This is a genomic window from Cellulomonas sp. P2_B4 (assembly GCF_056404795.1).
This window is the reverse complement of sequence record NZ_JBFUDI010000013.1, coordinates 45,920-64,196: the sequence shown is the minus strand read 5'-3', so window position 1 is coordinate 64,196 and position 18,277 is coordinate 45,920. Positions and strand designations below refer to the sequence as shown.

Here is an 18,277-nt window from a genome sequence, read left to right as displayed (position 1 = left end):
ACGATGGGACCCGGACCGGCCGGGCTCTACCGCGGTACCACCTCGCTTGCCGGCTCCCCTTGCGGGTCGTCGACCACTTCGTAGCGGCTGTGACGGGCCTACCCGTCCGGTTCTACTGGGACCGTCTGACCGGCCCGTTCTTCCGGAGGCTCACCGGTGATGACCGGGTCGATGCCTGTGCGCACCAGGATATCGGCATTCACCCCGCCGTGCGCACCGCCTTATCCCGCTCGCCCCGCGGACGGCGTGACCGGCGGCTCGGCCGACCACGGGAAGACGATCCACCGGTCGGTCCGGCGCCAGACGTAGTCCGGCTCGACGATCGAGCGCGGCTTGGAGTACAGGACGGCGGTCCGCGCCTCCTCGCAGTGCAGCGACATGATCCTCTGCACCAGGGCGAGGGTCTCGCCGGTGTCCGCGACGTCGTCGACGATCAGAGCCCTCAGCCCCGACATCGCGTCCGTGTCGAGCAGTGGTGGCAGGACGACCGGGTCGGGCAGGCGCTCGTCGACACCCGTGTAGAACTCGACGTTCAGGGTGCCGACGGCCTTGGTGCCCAGCGCGTACGCGATGGCTCCCCCGGGTGGCAGTCCCCCACGGGCCACCGCGATGACGATGTCCGGCACGAACCCGTCGTCCACCACGGCCTGCGCCAGCTCCCGGGCCGCCGTCCCGAACAGGTCCCAGCCGAGCACCTCGCGCGCAGTCTCAGTCTCCATGCGGGCAGCGTAGGTCGCCGACGTTGCCGACGGGTTGCGGGCACACTCGTGCCCGTGACGACCCCTCTCTGCCTGCTCGATCTCGACGGCACCTTGACCGACTCGGCCCCGGGCATCACCGCGTCCGCCGCCTCCGCGTTCCGGGCGCTCGGTCTCGAGGTGCCGTCCCGGGTTCAGCTGCGCTCGTTCGTCGGCCCGCCGATCACGGAGAGCTTCGTGGGGCACGGTGTGCCGGCGGCGCGCGCGGCCGAGGCGGTGCTCGCCTACCGCGAGGTGTTCGTCACGCGCATGATCAGCGACAACGCCCTGTTCGACGGGATCCTCGACACCCTCGACCAGCTGCGGGCCGCCGGTCTCACCTTGGCGGTCGCCACCTCGAAGCCCGCCGTCTACGCCCGGCCGATCTGCGACGCGTTCGGCATCACCGACCGGGTGGACGCGATCTTCGGCGCCCCGCTGGACGACACCCCGTCGACGAAGGCCGACGTCGTCGCCGCGGCGCTGGCCGCGTTCCCCGTGGCGTCTCCTGTGCTGATGGTGGGCGACCGCGAGCACGACGTGCTCGGCGCTCGGGCGTGCGGGGTGGACACGGTTGGTGTGACGTGGGGGTACGCGGCTGACGGTGAGCTCACGGCGGCCGGCGCGGTCGAGCTCGTCGACGACGTGCGCGACCTCGCGGCCGTGGTGCTCCGACGGCTCCAGTCCTGAGGCGCCCGACGACTTGACCTTGACGCTGCGTCAACTCTTACCGTGGATCAGGACAGGAACGGTCCGCGACGAAGGAGGGCACGTGGAGGCGTCGATCCAGCAGGTCGCGCGGCTCACGGGCACGACGAGCCGGGCGCTGCGCCACTACGACGCGCTCGGACTGCTCGAACCCAGCCGCGTCGGCGACAACGGCTACCGCTGGTACGACGAGGACGCACTGGTGCGGCTCCAGCGGATCCTGCTGCTGCGGGACCTGGGCCTGGGCCTGCCGGACATCCGGCGGGTTCTCGACCAGGAGCAGGACGAGACGACGGCGCTCCGGCGCCACCTCGACCGGCTGCGGGGCGAGCAGGAGCGGCTGGCGCGGCAGATCGCGTCGGTCGAGCGGACCATCACGGCACGACAGGACGGAGGGCCACTCATGGCCGAGGACATGTTCGACGGCTTCGACCACACGGTGCACCGGGAGGAGGTCGAGCAGCGCTGGGGCGCGGAGGCGTACGCCTCCTCGGACGCCTGGTGGCGCGGCATGAGCGAGGCGGAGCGCGCTGCCTGGAAGAAGCAGACGGCAGAGCTCGCCGCGCGGTGGACGGACGCCGCTCGGGCCGGCACCGCACCGGGTTCCGACGAGGCACAGGAGCTCGCCGCACGACACGTGGCGTGGCTGGGAAGCATCCCCGGGACCCCCGGGTACGGGACGTCGCCCGTGCGCGCCTATGTCGTCGGCCTGGCCGACATGTACGTCGCGGACGAGCGCTTCACCCGCACGTACGGCGGCGTCGAGGGTGCGACCCTCGTCCGGGACGCGCTGCACGAGTACGCCGCACGACATCTCTGAACACGCGCGGCGCTCGGTCGGGTCTCAGGGGCCCGGCACCCGCTCGAGCGAGCGCTGCCAGTCGGCGTGCAGGGCCGCGAACCGCCCGTCGTTCGCGACGAGCTCGGCCGGCGACCCGTCCTCGACCACGCGACCGTCGTCGACGACGAGCACCCGGTCCGCACCCATCACCGTCGACAGCCGGTGCGCGATGACGACCGAGGTCCGGTCGGCGAGCAGGGTGGTCAGCCCCTCCTGGACGAGCGCCTCCCCCGGCACGTCGAGCGAGCTGGTCGCCTCGTCGAGGATCAGCAGGGCGGGATCGGCGAGGAACGCGCGCGCGAACGAGACGAGCTGGCGCTGGCCCGCCGAGAGGCGCACGCCTCGCTTGTCGACCTCGGTGTCGTACCCGTCCGCCATGCTCATGATCAGGTCGTGCACGCCCACGGCCCGCGCGGCCGCCTCGATCTCGTCCGGCGCGGCCCCCGGCCTGCCGAGCGCGATGTTCGCACCGATGGAGCCGGAGAAGAGATAGGCCTCCTGGGTGACCATGACCACCGCCCGGCGCAGGTCGGTCGGCTCGATCGTGCGCAGGTCCAGGTCGTCGAGCCGCACCGCCCCCGCCCGCACGTCGTAGAACCGCGCCAGCAGCTTCGCGACGGTCGACTTTCCGGCGCCCGTCTCCCCCACGAGCGCGACCGACTGCCCGGCCGGGATGTGCAGGTCCAGCCGGGGCAGCACGGTCGGACCGGTGCCGTACCCGAACTCCACCCCGTCGAACCGGACGTCGCCGCGGGGTGCCGCCAGACGCACCGGCCGGGTGGGTTCCGGCACGGTCGGCTCCTCCGCGAGCAGGTCGGCGAGCTTCTCGAGCGCCGCCGTCGCGGACTGGAAGGAGTTGTAGAACATGCCGATCTGCGCGAGCGGCAGGAAGAACCGGCGCGCGTAGAGGACGGACGCGACGAGCACCCCGACCTCGAGGCTGCCGTCGACCGCGCGCAGCCCGCCGACGAGCAGGACGGCAGCCACCGTGACGTTGCCGATGAGCACCAGGCCGGTGTCGAACACGCCGTTGAGCCGGATCGCCTCGGCCGTCGTGCCGCGATAGGTCTCGGCCAGCTCGCCGTAGACGCCCTCGACCTCGCGCTCGCGCCGGAACGCCTGGACCGCGCGGATGCCGGTCATCGTCTCGACGAACCGCACGATCAGGCGCGCCACCGCCGTGCGGTTCTTGCGGTACTGCACCTGCGACCGCACCTGGAACCACCGCGTGAGCAGCACGCCGGGCACGACCGCGACAAGGAGCACGAGGCCGCTGCGCCAGTCGAGCAGCACCAGCGAGGCGGCCGTCAGGATCATGGCCAGGACACCGGTGGCGAGCGTGGTCACCCCGCCGTCGAGCAGCTCGCGCAGCGCCTCCACGTCGGACGTCTGTCGCGAGATGATCCGCCCGGACGTGTACTGCTCGTGGAACTCGAGGCTCAGGCGCTGCGTGTGCCGGAAGACCCGGCGTCGCAGGTCCAGGAGCATCGTCTGGCTGACCCGGGCGGACGCGCGCACCGTCGCCGCGACCAGCAGGCCGCCGAGCAGCGCGGCCACGAGGTAGGCCGACGACGCCAGCAGGAGCGGTCGGGCGTCGCCGTCCCGCATCGCGGGCAGCGCGTGGTCGATGCCGTACGCGACCAGGACCGGGCCCGCGACCGCGGCCAGCTGCGAGCCGACGACGAGCGCAGCAGTCCACCAGGCGGCCCCGGAGACCGGATGGACCAGCGACGACAGGAGGGCGAGCGAACGCTTGCGCAGCCGTCGGGACTCGACGCGCGTGGGGGCGTCGTCGCGGGACTCGGCGTCGCTCACGAGCTCACCTCCTGCACGTCGCGCTCGGACAACGCGGTCAGGACGTAGCGGTAGTGCGGATGCGTCGCGAGCAGCTCTGCGTGCCGGCCGACCCCGGTGATCCGGCCCTCCTCGAGCACCGCGACCCGGTCGGCGAGCGCGACGGTCGAGGGCCGGTGCGCGACGACGAGCGTCGTCGTGCCGGTGAGCATCGCCCGCAGCCGCGCGGTCACCGCCGCCTCCGTCGTGACGTCGAGCGCCGAGAGCGGGTCGTCCAGGACGAGAACGCGGGGTCGCACCGCGATCGCGCGCGCCAGGGCGATGCGCTGCCGCTGCCCGCCCGACAGGCTGAGTCCCTCCTCGCCGATGACCGTGTCGAGCCCGTCGGGCAGCCCGTACGCGAACCCGGCGCGCGCGACCTCGAGCGCCTCGTCGACGAACGCGTCCGCGGCCGGGCCGGTGAGGTCGGTGCCGAGCAGGACGTTCTCGCGCACCGACGCGGAGAAGAGGATCGGGTCCTCGAACGCGACCGAGACCGCACGGCGCAGGTCCTCTCGCGTGAGGTCACGGACGTCGACGCCGTCGATCCGCACGGTCCCGTCGGTCACGTCGTAGAGTCGCGGCACCAGCTGCAGCAGGGTCGTCTTGCCGCTGCCGGTCAGGCCGACGAGCGCCATCGTCTCGCCCGGCTCGAGGCGCAGGTCGACGCCCTCCAGCACGGCGGGGCTCGTCGCCCCGGGATGCGCGAACCCGACCCCGACCAGCTCCACGACGGACCCGGCACCGCTCGCGGGCGGGAGCGACGCGGGCCGGGCCGGGTCCTGGACGGTGGGGGCCGTGTCCATCACCTGCATGTACCGGTCGGTCGCCGCGCGGGCGTCGAGCGTCATCGCGAGCAGCATGCCGAGCCGCTCGACGGGGTTGTTCACCACGGCCGCGGTCGCGAAGAACGCGACCAGCGCACCGACGCTCAGCCGTCCGTCCGCGGCCAGCGTCACCCCGATCGCGAGCGAGATCGCCAGCACCGCCTCCGGGATGGCCCCCAGGGCGAACGACACCCGGGACAGCGTCCGGGCCTTGTGCACCTCGGTCGTGCGCAGCTCGTCGGCCTGCCGGGCGAAGTCGTCGAGGGCGTCCTGCCCCCGGCCGAACGCCTTGAGCACGCGGATGCCGTGGACCGACTCCTCGACCGTCGTGGCGAGGTCGCCCGCCTGGTCGCGCGCGAGCCGGGCGACCGCCTTGTAGTCCTCGCGGAACCGGAACCCGAGCCAGATCATCGGCACCGCGCCCGCGAGGTAGACCAGACCGAGCACCGGGCTCGTCCAGATCATCAGCCCGACGCCGACGAGCACCGTGGTCGCGCTGACCAGGAGCATGACGAGGCCGAAGACGGTCCAGCGCCGGATCGTCGACAGGTCCGACATGATCCGGGACAGCAGCTGGCCCCCGGGCCACCGGTCGTGGAACTCGACCGGCAGGTCGAGCAGGTGCCGGAACAGGTCGGTGCGCATGTCCCGCTCGACACCCGTCCCGGGCGTGAGGATCAGGGCGCGGCGGCACCAGACGAGGAACGCCTCGAGGATGCCGAGCGCAAGGACGACCAGGGCGCCGAGCACCACGCCGCGCGCCGAGCCGTTGGTGAGCAGCGGCCCGTTGACGATCACCCGCAGGACCTGCGGGACGGCGAGCGCCAGCAGGCTCGCGCCGAGGGCCGTCAGGCCGCCGAGCGCGATGCGCGGGAGCGCGGGCCGCGCCCAACGACGCAGCTGGAGCAGTACTCGTGTGGTCGAGGGCGGTCGGGCGGATGTTGCGTCAGGCACCCGTTCACCCTACGTAGCCGGTCGGACATCCACGTCCCGGATTCCGCGCCGCGGACCGACGCAGCCCCTCGGCGCGGGGCTGCGTCGTGCTCAGGCGGTGGTGCGGGCGATCTTGGTGTTGCTGGCCTGCGCGACCGGCCGGACCACGAGGAGGTCGATGTTCACGTGGGCGGGGCGGGACAGGGTCCACGCGATCGCGTCCGCGACGTCGTCGGCGACGAGCGGCTGGTAGCCGTCGTACACCGCCGCAGCCCGTTGGGCGTCACCGTCGAAGCGGACCAGCGCGAACTCGTCGGTCGCGACCGCACCGGGCGCGATCTCCAGCACGCGGATCGGCTCGCCGACGATCTCCCAGCGCAGCGTCGTCGCGAGCATCCGCTCGGCGGCCTTGGCGCCGGTGTACCCCGCGCCGCCCTCGTACGCGCCGTAGGCGGCGGTCGAGGTCACGACGACCACGTCTCCCCCGCCGTCGGCGCGCAGCTGCGGCAGCACGGCCTGCGTCACGCGCAGCGTGCCGAGCACGTTGAGCTCGTACATCCGCCGCCACTGGTCCAGGTCGGCCTTCTCGACGGGGTCGAGGCCGAACGCCCCGCCCGCGTTGTTGACGACGGCGTCGAGCGGTCCGCCCGAGGCGACGAACTCCGCCAGCCGCGCGACGTCCGCGTCGACGGTCACGTCCGCCACGAACGTCTCCGCACCGGTCTCCTGCGCGAGCGCCTCCAGCCGGTCGGCCCGGCGGGCTGTCGCGACGACGTCCCAGCCCTCCGCCCGCAGCCGGCGGACCGTCGCGGCGCCGATCCCGGACGACGCGCCCGTCACCAGGGCACGACGGATCGTTCTGGGCAACATGTGGTGGTGCTCCTCGGGTCGTGGTGGAACTAGACGGACGCGGCGACCTCGTCGAGCGCCTCTTCGAGCAGGCCCAGCCCCGTGGCCGCCTCCTGCGCCGTGACGACGCACGGCGGCACGACGTGCACGCGGTTGTCGGCCAGGAACGGGAGCAGGCCAAGGGACAGGGCGGCGGCCTTGACCTTGCCCATCACCGCCGGCTCGACGGGCTGGTGGGTGTCCTTGTCGCGCACGAGCTCGATGGCCCAGAACACGCCGAGTCCGCGCACCTCGCCGACCAGCGGGTTGCGCTGCGCGAGCGCCGTCAGGCCGGGTCCCAGGACGTCGGCACCGATCGCGGCCGCGTGCTCGACGATGCCCTCGTCGGCCATCGCGTCCAGGGTCGCGACGATGGACGCCATGGCGAGCGGGTGGCCCGAGTAGGTCAGGCCGCCGGGGAACACCGCGTCGTCGAACGTCTTGGCGATCGGGTCGCTGATGATCACGCCGCCTGCCGGCACGTAGCCCGAGTTCACGCCCTTGGCGAAGGTGATGAGGTCGGGGCGCACGTCGAACGCGTCGAACGCGAACCAGTTGCCGGTCCGCCCGAACCCGCACATGACCTCGTCGAGGATCAGAAGGATCCCGTACCGGTCCGCGATCGCGCGCACGCCGGCCAGGTACCCGGGCGGGGGCACGAGGACGCCGGCCGTGCCGGGGATCGTCTCCAGCAGGATCGCCGCGACGGACGCCGGACCCTCCGCCTGGATCACGCGCTCGAGGTGGTGCAGCGCGCGCTCCGACTCCTGCTCGGGCGTCGTCGCCCAGAACTCCGAGCGGTACAGGAACGGCCCGAAGTGGTGCACGTGCCCGCGCGCGAACTCGTTGGGCACGCGCCGCCAGTCGCCCGTCGCGACGACGGCCGCGCCGGTGTTGCCGTGGTACGAGCGGTAGGCCGAGACGACCTTGTCGCGGCCGGTGTGCAGGCGGGCCATGCGGATCGCGTTCTCGTTGGCGTCGGCACCGCCGTTGGTGAAGAAGACGCTCGAGAAGCCCGCGGGTGCGTGGGACAGGATGCGCTCCGCGGCCTGCCCGCGCGTCAGGTTGGCCGTGGCCGGCGCGATCGTCGTGAGCGTGGCGGCCTGCTCCTGGATCGCCGCCACGACGCGCGGGTGCTGGTGGCCGATGTTCACGTTGACGAGCTGGCTCGAGAAATCGAGGTAGCGCCGGCCGTCGTGGTCCCAGACCGTCGAGCCGAGACCGCCCGCGATCACCAGCGGGTCCAGGTGCGCCTGCGCGGACCACGAGTGGAACACGTGGTCGCGGTCGAGCCGGAGCGCCGTGGCGCCGTCCTGCGAGGTCATCTTCGTCGCGCTCCTTCGTCGTGCCGCGGCCTGCCGCGGGCGGTGACCCCGTGAGGCCACCGCCCGCGATCCTGCCCTACGTGCCGGTCTACTTGCCTCCGGCCTCCAGTGTGACGTCGATCGGGGTGAAGTCCGCCCCGGTCACGTCCACACCCTCGTCCTTCAGCGCTGCGAGGGCCTTCTCGACGTACTCGTTGGTGTACGAGTCCTCGCTCGGTTCCGTGGTGATGACGGTCGCGCCCTGGTCGTTCTTGGTGTGCAGGGCGATGTCGACGGTCTGGTCCCACGCGGCCTTGTCGATCATGCCGATGCCGTCCGGCGACGGCCAGATCAGCTTGTTGATCTCGTTGGTCTGCCACAGCTGGTGGCTGTTGCCCAGCTGCGAGCCCTGGGCAACGACGATGTCACGCGCCTTCTCGGGGTTGTCCCGCGCGAAGATCCAGCCCTTGAGGCTGGCCTTGATGAACTTCTCGGTCGTCGCCTGGTACTCCTCGTCGGACGCGAGCTTCTCCGAGTTCGCCCAGATGGCGTCCTGGAGCATCGACGTGCCCTCGTCGTTCCAGTTGATCGTGTTGAAGTCGTCGGCCGTGTAGAGCTCGCCCGTCGCGGGGTTCGTCGACTCCAGGAGCTGGGCGTACTCGTTGTAGGTCATGGCCTGGGCCGCGTCGATCTCGTTGCCGAGCAGCGCGTTCATGTCGAACTGCTGCTGCACCAGCGTCACGTCGGTGGCCGGGTCGAGGTCCGCCTTCGTCATGCCGGCGAAGAGCTCGAACTCGTTGCCGTAGCCCCAGTTGCCCACCTTCTTGCCGGCGAGGTCCGCCGCGGTGGTGATGTCCTCGTCCTTGAACGAGACCTGGAGCGTGCCGGACTTCTGGAAGATCTGGGCGACGTCGGTGATCTCGGCGCCCTGCTCGCGCGAGGCCAGCGCCTTGGGCACCCACGCGATCGCGTAGTCGACCGAACCGTCGGCGAGGACGGACTGCGGCACGATGTCGACGCCGCCCTCGATGATCTGCACGTCGAGGCCCTCGTCGACGTAGTAGCCCTGGTCGAGCGCCGCGTAGTAGCCCGCGAACTGGGCCTGGGTGAACCACTGCAGCTGCAGCTTGACCGGCGTGAGCGGGTCGACCGACATGGCCGGGCCGTCCGTGGGGGCGTCGGCGGAGTCGTCACTGCTGCCGCACCCGGACAGAGCCAGCGCTGCCGCGGCCCCCAACGCCGCCACGCTCCACGCCGTACGTCTGGTGTGTCTCATCGTCATCCCTTTCGTTGGCTGCCTCGGACCGCTTCTGGATCGGCCGGCCTGGCCTCGCTGACAGGCGGGACGTGCGTGGGGCTCTGCTCGTTCGCCCCTGGCGGGGGAGCTCAGCCCCCGGTGCGACGAGCCGCCGCGCGTTCGAGCGCGAGGGTCGCCAGGTAGAAGACGAGCCCGAGCACGATCGCCCCGAGCACGAAGGCCCACGCCCGCGCGTAGGCACTGTTGGACGCGGCCGACGTGATGCGCGAGCCGAGCCCGTTCTGCAGGCCGCCGAAGTACTCGGCGACGACCGCCGCGATGACACCGGTCGACGACGCGATGCGCAGACCGGTGAAGAAGTACGGCAGCGCGCCGGGGATCGTCACGGTGCGCGTGATCTGGCGGGGCGTCGCGGCGTAGGCCCGCAGCAGGTCGCGGTGCACGGGCTGCACCTGGCGCAGGCCGCGCAGGGTGTTGACGAAGATCGGCGCGAACACCACGACCGCCACGACGAGCCGGCGCGGTGTGGTCGAGGTGGTGCCGAACATGGTGTTCAGCGCCGGCGCGAGCGCGACGATCGGCATGACCGAGACCGCCGCCGCGGTGGGCGACATGAGCGTGTCGACCATCCGGCTGCGGGCCGCGACAATCGCCGCGAGGACGGCCGCCGTCCCGCCGACGAGGAGTCCGACGAGCACGTTCAGTCCGGTGGCGAGGGCGGCCGACCACACGAGCGGGACCACCTGCCGGAGCTGGTCGACGATCGCCGTCGGGCTCGGCAGCAGGTAGGGCTTGATCCCCGTCACGACGACGAGCGCCTGCCAGAGCGCGAGCGCGAGCAGCCCGAGGAGCACGGGCGCGAGCCAGCGGACCGTCGAGCGACGGCGGGCGCTGCTCGTCGGGGTGGTCATCGCAGGTCCACCCCCGCGGCCGGGATCGCGCCCGAACCGTGCAGCGCCTCGCGCACCGCCGTGACGGCGGCGAAGAACGAGGTGTCCTCGCGCAGCCCCTCGGTGCGTTCGTCGGCGAGCGTCACGGGGACGACGGCCGTGATCCGGCCGGGCCGTGGCGACATGACCACCACCCGCTGCGACAGGAACACCGCCTCGGGGATCGAGTGCGTGACGAAGACGACCGCGGCGCCGCTCTCGCCGCAGATCCGCACGAGCTCGGTCTGCATCCGCTCCCGCGTCATCTCGTCGAGCGCGCCGAAGGGCTCGTCCATGAGCAGCAGGTTGGGCCGCTCGGCCAGCGACCGGGCGATGGCGACGCGCTGCTGCATGCCGCCCGAGAGCTGGTGCGGGAAGTGCCCGGCGAACTCGTCGAGACCGACGAGGGCCAGGAGCTCGGCCGCCCGCGCCGCCCGCTCCTTCTTGCCCACGCCGTGCAGCTCCAGGGGCAGCTCGACGTTGCCCGTCACGTCCCGCCAGGGCAGCAGCCCGGCCTGCTGGAACGCGATGCCGTAGTCCTGCGCCTCGCGGGCCGCCTGCGCGGTCTTGCCGAACACGCTCAGCTCGCCCGTCGTCGGCTGGTCCAGGTCGCCGATCAGCCGCAGGAGCGTCGACTTGCCGCAGCCCGACGGTCCGATGAGCGAGACGAACTCCCCCGCGTCGACGGTCAGGTCGATGCCGTCGAGCGCGACGACCTCACCCGCGCGGGACGCGAACGTCTTGCCGATCCCCCGGGCGACGACTGCGGGCGCGTTCATGAGACCTCCGCGTGACGGTAACGACCGAGCCCGAGCCCGAGCAGCGAGACGAGCCCCGCGGCGAGCAGGCCGAGGACCGCGGCGCCGGCGATCGCGCCCCAGGGCTTGGCCGGGTCGCCGCTCGCCGACTGCGCGTAGCTGATGATCATGCGGCCGATGCCGCCCTTGGTCCCGGTGGACACCTCCGCGACGATCGCCCCGACCACCGCCGTGGCGGCTCCCAGGCGCAGCGCGGGGAGCAGGTACGGGACGCTCGCGGGGATCCGCAGGCTGCGCATCGTGCCGGTCCACCCTGCGGCGAGCGAGCGGAAGAGCTCGACCTGCGCGGCGGGCGGCGACTGCAGGCCGCGCAGCGCACCGACCGCGACCGGGAAGAACGCCAGGTAGGACGCGATGAGCGCGACCGACATCCAGCGCTGCCACTCGAACGAGCCGACGTGGATCTTGCCGCCCCATCCCACGACGAGCGGCGCGAGCGCGATGAGCGGGACCGTCTGGCTGAGCACGACCCAGGGCAGCAGCGCCGACTCCGCGACCATCCAGCGCTGCATGAGAGCCGCGATCAGGAAGCCGCCGACCGACCCGAGCACCCAGCCCGCGAGCGCGACCCGGAACGTGAACCAGCACGCCTGGAACATCGCGCTGAGCACCGTGGGCGATCCGACCGCGGAGGTCTCGGGCTCGAGCATGCGCTGCACGATCGTCCACACGTGCGGCATCGCGACGTCGTCGGTCCGCGGCAGCACGCTCGCGCCGAGCAGGTGCCCGCCGGTGTCCGGCACGACGGCCTTGACCAGCTCCCACAGGACGGCCAGCAGGACGACCGCGAGGAGTCCGACGGCGATCCGTCGGCCGACGCCCCTGGAGGCACGCGGAGGCACGGCCGGTGTCCCGACCGGCGCGCTGGTGCTCGTCGCGAGGTCGGTCATCCGGTGGCGACGACCGACGTCGCCATGCCCGGGATGACGTGCTCCCCGTACTGCCGGAGCGTCTCCTCCTTGTTGTCGTGCTGGAGGTACCCCGCGAACTGGGTGACGCCCAGCGCACGCAGGGCCTCGAGCTTCTCGACGTGCTCGGCGGCGGACCCGAGGATGCAGAACCGCTCGACGATCTCGTCGGGAACGAACGCCGCGTGCGTGTTCCCGGCCCGGCCGTGCTCGTTGTAGTCGTAGCCGTCGCGGCCAGCGATGTAGTCGGTCAGCGCCTTGGGGATCGTGGAGTCGGTGCCGTACCGGGCCACGATGTCGGCGACGTGGTTGCCGACCATCCCGCCGAACCAGCGGCACTGCTCCCGCATGTGCTCACGGTCGTCCCCGACGTACATGGGCGCGGCGATGCAGAACTGGATCGCGTCCGGGTCCCGGCCCGCCTGCTCGGCGGCGTCCCGGACCACCTTGATCGTCCAGGCGGCGATGTCGGGGTCGGCCAGCTGCAGGATGAACCCGTCGCCCACCTCGCCGGTGAGCTTCAGCGCGAGCGGACCGTACGCGGCGACCCAGATGTCGAGCGCCGATCCCTTGGACCACGGGAACTGGACCTTGGCGTCGTTCACCTCGACCGCCCGGCTGTTGGCCAGCTCGCGGATGACGTGGATCGAGTCGCGCAGGGTGGCCAGGTTCGACGGTCGCCCGTGCAGCGTCCGGACCGCCGAGTCGCCCCGGCCGATCCCGCAGATGGTCCGGTTGCCGTACATCTCGTTGAGCGTCGCGAACAGGGACGCGATGACCGTCCAGTCGCGCGTCGCCGGGTTGGTGACCATCGGCCCGACCATGACCTTGCGGGTGGCCGCGAGGATCGCCGAGTAGATGACGAACGGTTCCTGCCACAGGAGGTGCGAGTCGAACGTCCACACGTGGCTGAACCCGTACGTCTCCGCCTGGCGGGCGAGCTCGACCGTGCGCGAGGCCGGCGGGTTCGTCTGCAGCACGACACCGAAGTCCATCTGGGTCTCCCTACAGCAGGTACTGCGTGAGGCCGCGCGGCACGTACTGCCCGTGGCCGGGACGGCCGCGGTAGCCCGTCTCGTCCACCACCACCGACCCGCGGGACACGACGACGTCCACGTGCCCGTCGATCTCGTACCCCTCCCACGCGGAGTGGTCCATGTTCATGTGGTGCGTCTTGCCGACCCCGATCGACGTGTGGCCGTTCGGGTCGTAGACCACGATGTCGGCGTCGGCCCCCGGCGCGACGACACCCTTCTTGCCGTAGAGCCCGAACATCCGGGCCGGCGTGGTCGACGTCAGCTCGACCCAGCGCTCGAGCGTGATCTCGCCCGTGACGACCCCCTGGTACATGAGGTCCATCCGGTGCTCGATCGAGCCGATCCCGTTGGGGATGGCCCGGAAGTCGCCCACGCCCAGGTCCTTCTGGCCCTTCATGCAGAACGGGCAGTGGTCGGTGGACACCATCTGCAGGTCGTTGGTGCGCAGCGCCTGCCACATGTGCCGCTGGTGCCCCTCGGCCCGCGAGCGCAGCGGCGTCGAGCAGACCCACTTGGCCCCCTCGAAGCCCGGCGCGCCCAGCTGTTCCTCCAGCGAGAGGTAGAGGTACTGCGGGCACGTCTCGCCGAACACGTTCTTGCCGTTGTCGCGCGCCCACGCCAGCTGCGCGACCGCCTGCTTGGCGCTCACGTGCACGACGTACAGCGGGGCGTTGGTGACGTCGGCCAGCATGATCGCGCGGTGCGTGGCCTCCTCCTCGAGCTGCCAGGCCCGGGCGATGCCGTGGTAGTACGGGTCGGTCTTGCCGGCCTCGACCAGCTGCGCGGCCAGCACGTCGATGGCCGGTCCGTTCTCCGCGTGCATCATGGTGAGCAGCCCGAGGTCGGCGGCCTTCTGCATCGCCCGCAGGATCTGCGCGTCGTCGGAGTAGAAGACCCCCGGATACGCCATGAACAGCTTGTAGCTGGTGATCCCCTCCGCCACCAGGCCTTCCATGGCCTTGAGCGCATCGTCGTCGACCCCGCCGATGATCTGGTGGAAGCCATAGTCGATGGCGCAGTTCCCGGCCGCCTTCTCGTGCCAGGCGGCCAGCCCGTCCATGACGCGCTCGCCCGTGCGCTGGACGGCGAAGTCGATGATCGTCGTCGTCCCGCCCCAGGCGGCCGCCCGTGTGCCGGTCTCGAACGTGTCGCTCGCGTTGGTGCCGCCGAACGGCAGCTCCATGTGCGTGTGCGCGTCGATGCCGCCCGGGATGACGTACTTGCCGGTCGCGTCGATCACCTGGTCGACGTTCGCCGCCAGGTCGAAGCCCAGCAGCGTCGAGCCCGGGCTGAGCACCGCCGCGACCGTCTCGCCGTCGATCAGCACGTCCGCCGGTGTGCGCCCCGTCGCGCTGACCAGCGTGCCGCCCGTGATGAGCGTCTTCATCTCTGCATCCCCTTCGTCACGGCGCCACGATCGGGCCGTACGCCTCCGGCCGGCGGTCGCGGAAGAACTGCCACCGCTCGCGCACGATCCGCACCTGCTCCAGGTCGAGGTCGCGGATCAGGAGCTGGTTCTCGCTGGACGACCCGACCTCGCCCACGTAGTTGCCGTCAGGTCCCACGGCGTACGACGAGCCGTAGAAGTTCACGGCCTCGTCGCCGTACTCGTTGTCCTCCAGACCCACGCGGTTGTTCGCGACGACGAAGTACCCGTTGGCCACGGCTGCGGCGGGCTGCTCGATCTCCCAGAGCTTGTTGGAGATGCCGGGGGCGGTCGCGTTCGGGTTGAACACGATCTCCGCGCCGTTCAGCGCGAGCACCCGCCAGCCCTCCGGGAAGTGCCGGTCGTAGCAGATGTTCACGGCGATCTTGCCGACCGCGGTCTCGAACACCGGGTACCCGAGGTTGCCCGGGCGGAAGTAGAACTTCTCCCAGAACTTCGGCAGGTTCGGGATGTGGTGCTTGCGGTACTTGCCGAGGTAGGTGCCGTCCGCGTCGATCACCGCGGCGGTGTTGTAGAGCACGCCGGGCTGCTCCTCCTCGTACACCGGGAGCACGATGACGATGCCGAGCTCCTTGGCCAGCGCGGCGAAGCGCTCGGTCGTCGGCCCCGGGACGGTCTCGGCGTAGCTGTAGTAGGCGGTGTCCTGCGTGATCCCGAAGTACGGGCCGTAGAACAGCTCCTGGAACGCGATCACCTGCGCGCCCTGCGACGCGGCCTCGCGCGTCCAGGATTCGTGCAGGGCGGTCATCGACTCTCTGTCGCCCGTCCAGGTGGCCTGCGTGAACGCGACGCGCACGACTGTCATGGAGTGCCTCCGGTCTTCGTCCGCCGACGGCAGACCCCCGGTCTCGGACGCCGGGGCGCCCTCGCCTGGAATGTGACTGTCGGGGTTGAACATTTCTGTGGCGTTACCGCGAGTTTCTTCCGCGCGAACGTCTGTGTCGAGCGTGTAAACATCTTGGCCGACGGACGAATCGGACGCCCGTGGGCGGTCCGGAGGCCCCTCGCAGGCGCATCAGGGCGGGCATCCTGACCCGCATGGATCTCGCCGCGCATGTCGACGACCGTAGCCCTCGGGGCATCGCGGCGACCGTGGCGCGGCTGGTCCGGGGCGGTGACCTGCGGCCCGGCGACCGGCTGCCCACCGTCCGCGTCCTGTCCGCCGAGCTGGGCGTGAGCCCCGCGACCGTCAGCGGCGCCTGGCAGGCGCTGGCCGCCGTCGGCATCGTGACGTCGCGCGGGCGCGCCGGGACCGTCGTCCTGCCGCCTCCCGCCAGCTGGCTCCCGCCGCGCTACCGGGACCTGGCCGGCGGGGCKCCCGCGCGGCTCGACCTGTCCAGCGGCACGCCCGACCCGGACCTCCTGCCGCACATCGGACCGGCCCTCGCTCGGGTCGCCGTGCAGATGCCGTCCGCCGACACGGGCGCCTACCTCTCCTCCCCCGTCGTCCCCGCCCTCGAGGTGCTGCTGCGCGAGTCCTGGCCCTTCGCACCGCAACGGATCACGGTCGTCGACGGCGCCCTGGACGCGATCAGCCGCACTCTCGAGCAGGTCGCGGGGTACGGCTCGCGGGTGGCCGTCGAGAACCCCGGCTTCCCGCCGCTGTTCGACCTCCTCGACCAGCTCGGCCTGCAGCGGGTCCCCGTCACCCTCGACAGGCAGGGCATGCGTCCCGACGAGCTGCGCGACGCGCTGGAGAGCGGCACCCGCGTCGTCATCCTGCAGCCCCGCGCCCAGAACCCGACGGCGGTGAGCATGACGAGCACCCGCGCCCGCGAGCTCGCCGGCATCCTGCGCCGGCACGACGCCCTCGTCGTCGAGGACGACGCCTCCGGCGAGATCGCGTCGGCCCGCGACGTCAGCCTCGGCGCCTTCCTGCCCGACCGCGTGGTGCACGTGCGGTCGTACTCGAAGTCCCACGGTCCGGACCTGCGCATCGCCGCCGTCGGCGGGCCTGCCAGCGTGCTCGACGCGCTCGTCGCCCGCCGCATGCTCGGACCGGGCTGGACCAGCCGGCTGCTGCAGCACGTCCTGGTCGACCTGCTGACCGACTCGGCCGCCGTCGAGGCCGTCGCGCACGCCCGCCGCGTCTACTTCGCCCGGCGCCGAGCCCTGCGCGAGTCGCTGGCCACCCACGGCGTCGTGCTCGACCCGGGCGACGGCATCAACCTCTGGCTCCCGGTCCACGACGAGCGCACCGCCCTCGTCCGGCTGGAGGCCGCCGGCATCCGCGTGGCACCAGGAGCGCCCTTCCGGGCGGACGCCGCTGCGGCCGACCACGTCCGGGTCACCGTCGGACTGCTCGACCGTGAGGTCGACGACGTCGCGCGGGCCCTCGCCCTCGCGGCGGCGGTCACCTGAACCCCGGTCGTCACACCGCGAGGTTGCCCGACGGGGACGCCACGGGCGGCAGCGCGGGATCGGGAGGGGCGGCGGGTACGTCGCGGGCCGCGACGACGAGCCCCACGAGCAGCGCCAGGGGGACGAGGGTGTTCACCAGCACCGACTCCGAGAGGATCTCGGCCTGGGCGACGAACACGAGTGCCAGGCCGAGACCGACGGCGAGCAGGGTCCTGGGTCGCCGCGTGCGCAGGTACGCGGCCACAGCAGCGAGGACGACCGCCACCGTCGCGACGTCGAGAGCCAGCTGGTAGTACGGGAACCAGATCGTGTCCGTCACGACGCGCGTCCACACGACGACCGCGGTCGCGACCGTGGCGGCATCCGTGCGTCCCCGGCCGACGAGCCACGCCACGATGCTGGCGAGCGCGATGATCGCTCCCTGCGTGGCACGCACCTCCCACCCCGCGTCCTCGGGACTGCCCAGGAGCAGCACGACGGGGCTGTCGATGGCCGTGAGCCACGTCATCTCGAGCATGTGGAACTGACCGCTGAGGACGAAGGGGGCCCAGACCACCGCCGTCCCCACCGCCCAGGTGACGCCGGCCTGGACACGCAGCCTCCAGGCCGGCAGAGCGAGCAGGAGCACAGGGACCGCCAGCACCCCCCAGGTCTCCAGGGCGCAGCTGCCGACCAGCAGGAGCGCCGTCGTCGTCGCCCTTCCTCGGCGTGCCGCGTCCGCCGCCAGCAACCACAGAGCGGGAACCCACAGATACGTCGGGTGCTGGTAGGTGAACAGCTCGGACAGCTGCCACAACGGCGTGAGCACGACGAGCACGCCCACGGCGGCGACGTAGAGGGAGCGTGGGGGGCGGTGACGGGATGACCAGAGCCCCGCGGCGTAGACGGCGGGCAGGAGTGCCGTGAAGACGGACAGCAGGAATCCGAGGCCGCCCGGGCCGTGCACCAGGCGCAGGAAGCCCGCGAGCCCCGCCGCCCAGGCAAGCGCGAGCGGACCGCTCTGGACCGAGTGGTCGCTGTAGGCGAGGCCCAGGTGACCCGAGAGGACCGCCTTTCCGGCGCCGACGAAGAGCGCGTAGTCGCCGTAGTGGTGCGACGGGTCGGCCCACGCCTGACGGTCCGGGGACCGTCCCGCGTCCTCGGAGAGCGGCATGGAGGCGGTGACCACCGCGATGGTCGCCGCGGCGACGGCGGCCCAGATCCAGGACGGTCTGGTGGCCACGGGCGTGGCGAGCCAGGCGCGCGCGCGCCCGGTTGCGTGAGACGACATGCGGGAGATCTTCGCGCATCGGTGACCCGGCCGATCACCGGTGGAGGTCACACGCCGGCGCGCTTGCGCGACCGCCCCCCGTCCGGCCTAGTCTGAGTGCGGAACCCGGTCCGGTCTGGCTCGGGTCGCGCTGCCTGGCATGGGCGGCCGTCCGGAGGCGCGACGTGCGCCCCACCCC

The 18,277-nt window shown here is 72.0% G+C and carries 16 protein-coding genes; 3 read left to right on the top strand and 13 right to left on the bottom strand.

Annotated features, from left to right (window positions below; genetic code table 11):
• Positions 1-221 precede the first annotated feature (221 nt).
• Positions 222-719, bottom strand: coding sequence for a phosphoribosyltransferase (locus tag AC1DZC_RS18100; protein ID WP_477044232.1), 498 nt, complete (start codon positions 717-719; stop codon positions 222-224).
• A 54-nt stretch (positions 720-773) separates the two neighbouring features.
• Between AC1DZC_RS18100 and AC1DZC_RS18095 the strand changes: the two genes are divergently transcribed.
• Together AC1DZC_RS18095 and AC1DZC_RS18090 are read left to right on the top strand one after the other, a co-directional pair.
• Positions 774-1,427, top strand: coding sequence for an HAD hydrolase-like protein (locus AC1DZC_RS18095; RefSeq protein WP_477038950.1), 654 nt, complete (start codon positions 774-776; stop codon positions 1,425-1,427).
• An 82-nt stretch (positions 1,428-1,509) separates the two neighbouring features.
• The gene (locus tag AC1DZC_RS18090) at positions 1,510-2,265 is read left to right on the top strand and encodes a MerR family transcriptional regulator (RefSeq protein ID WP_477044231.1); all 756 of its coding nucleotides are present in this window, start codon (positions 1,510-1,512) and stop codon (positions 2,263-2,265) included.
• Positions 2,266-2,289: 24 nt separating this feature from the next.
• Here the strand turns inward: AC1DZC_RS18090 and AC1DZC_RS18085 are convergent, their stop codons facing one another.
• The 11 genes from AC1DZC_RS18085 to AC1DZC_RS18035 all read right to left on the bottom strand — a co-directional run bounded on the left by AC1DZC_RS18085 (position 2,290) and on the right by AC1DZC_RS18035 (position 15,273).
• On the bottom strand, positions 2,290-4,101 hold the full coding sequence (locus AC1DZC_RS18085) for an ABC transporter ATP-binding protein (RefSeq protein WP_477044230.1): 1,812 nt from the start codon (positions 4,099-4,101) through the stop codon (positions 2,290-2,292).
• On the bottom strand, positions 4,098-5,900 hold the full coding sequence (locus AC1DZC_RS18080; protein WP_477044229.1) for an ABC transporter ATP-binding protein: 1,803 nt from the start codon (positions 5,898-5,900) through the stop codon (positions 4,098-4,100). Before AC1DZC_RS18080 ends, AC1DZC_RS18085 begins: the two co-directional genes overlap by 4 nt.
• Positions 5,901-5,990: 90 nt before the next feature.
• Positions 5,991-6,749: an SDR family oxidoreductase gene (locus AC1DZC_RS18075; RefSeq protein ID WP_477044228.1), complete on the bottom strand. Its 759-nt coding sequence runs from the start codon at positions 6,747-6,749 to the stop codon at positions 5,991-5,993.
• Between the two features lie 29 nt (positions 6,750-6,778).
• Positions 6,779-8,092, bottom strand: a complete 1,314-nt coding sequence (locus AC1DZC_RS18070) for an aminotransferase class III-fold pyridoxal phosphate-dependent enzyme (protein ID WP_477044227.1) — start codon at positions 8,090-8,092, stop codon at positions 6,779-6,781.
• Positions 8,093-8,180: 88 nt separating this feature from the next.
• Entirely contained in the window at positions 8,181-9,347 is a 1,167-nt protein-coding gene (locus tag AC1DZC_RS18065; protein WP_477044226.1) for an ABC transporter substrate-binding protein, read from the bottom strand.
• A gap of 110 nt (positions 9,348-9,457) precedes the next feature.
• Positions 9,458-10,240 carry an ABC transporter permease gene (locus AC1DZC_RS18060; RefSeq protein WP_477038943.1) on the bottom strand — a complete coding sequence of 261 codons (783 nt, stop codon included), beginning with the start codon at positions 10,238-10,240 and terminating at the stop codon, positions 9,458-9,460.
• The gene (locus AC1DZC_RS18055) at positions 10,237-11,037 is read right to left on the bottom strand and encodes an ABC transporter ATP-binding protein (RefSeq protein ID WP_477038942.1); all 801 of its coding nucleotides are present in this window, start codon (positions 11,035-11,037) and stop codon (positions 10,237-10,239) included. The genes AC1DZC_RS18060 and AC1DZC_RS18055 overlap by 4 nt, the downstream gene beginning before the upstream one ends.
• A complete protein-coding gene (locus AC1DZC_RS18050; protein ID WP_477044225.1) occupies positions 11,034-11,966 on the bottom strand; it encodes an ABC transporter permease in 933 nt (310 codons plus the stop codon). The genes AC1DZC_RS18055 and AC1DZC_RS18050 overlap by 4 nt, the downstream gene beginning before the upstream one ends.
• The gene (locus AC1DZC_RS18045) at positions 11,963-12,979 is read right to left on the bottom strand and encodes a TIGR03842 family LLM class F420-dependent oxidoreductase (protein ID WP_477038940.1); all 1,017 of its coding nucleotides are present in this window, start codon (positions 12,977-12,979) and stop codon (positions 11,963-11,965) included. The genes AC1DZC_RS18050 and AC1DZC_RS18045 overlap by 4 nt, the downstream gene beginning before the upstream one ends.
• 10 nt (positions 12,980-12,989) lie before the next feature.
• A complete protein-coding gene (gene hydA / locus AC1DZC_RS18040; RefSeq protein ID WP_477044224.1) occupies positions 12,990-14,408 on the bottom strand; it encodes a dihydropyrimidinase in 1,419 nt (472 codons plus the stop codon).
• A 16-nt stretch (positions 14,409-14,424) separates the two neighbouring features.
• Positions 14,425-15,273 carry a nitrilase-related carbon-nitrogen hydrolase gene (locus AC1DZC_RS18035; protein WP_477038938.1) on the bottom strand — a complete coding sequence of 283 codons (849 nt, stop codon included), beginning with the start codon at positions 15,271-15,273 and terminating at the stop codon, positions 14,425-14,427.
• A 233-nt stretch (positions 15,274-15,506) separates the two neighbouring features.
• On the opposite strand from AC1DZC_RS18035, the gene AC1DZC_RS18030 reads away from it, so the two are divergent.
• Positions 15,507-16,829 (top strand): aminotransferase-like domain-containing protein, encoded by a 1,323-nt coding sequence (locus AC1DZC_RS18030; RefSeq protein WP_477044223.1) that lies wholly within the window; start codon positions 15,507-15,509, stop codon positions 16,827-16,829.
• A gap of 10 nt (positions 16,830-16,839) precedes the next feature.
• On the opposite strand, the gene AC1DZC_RS18025 is transcribed toward AC1DZC_RS18030, so the two are convergent.
• Positions 16,840-18,099, bottom strand: a complete 1,260-nt coding sequence (locus tag AC1DZC_RS18025) for a hypothetical protein (protein WP_477044222.1) — start codon at positions 18,097-18,099, stop codon at positions 16,840-16,842.
• Positions 18,100-18,277: the final 178 nt, after the last annotated feature.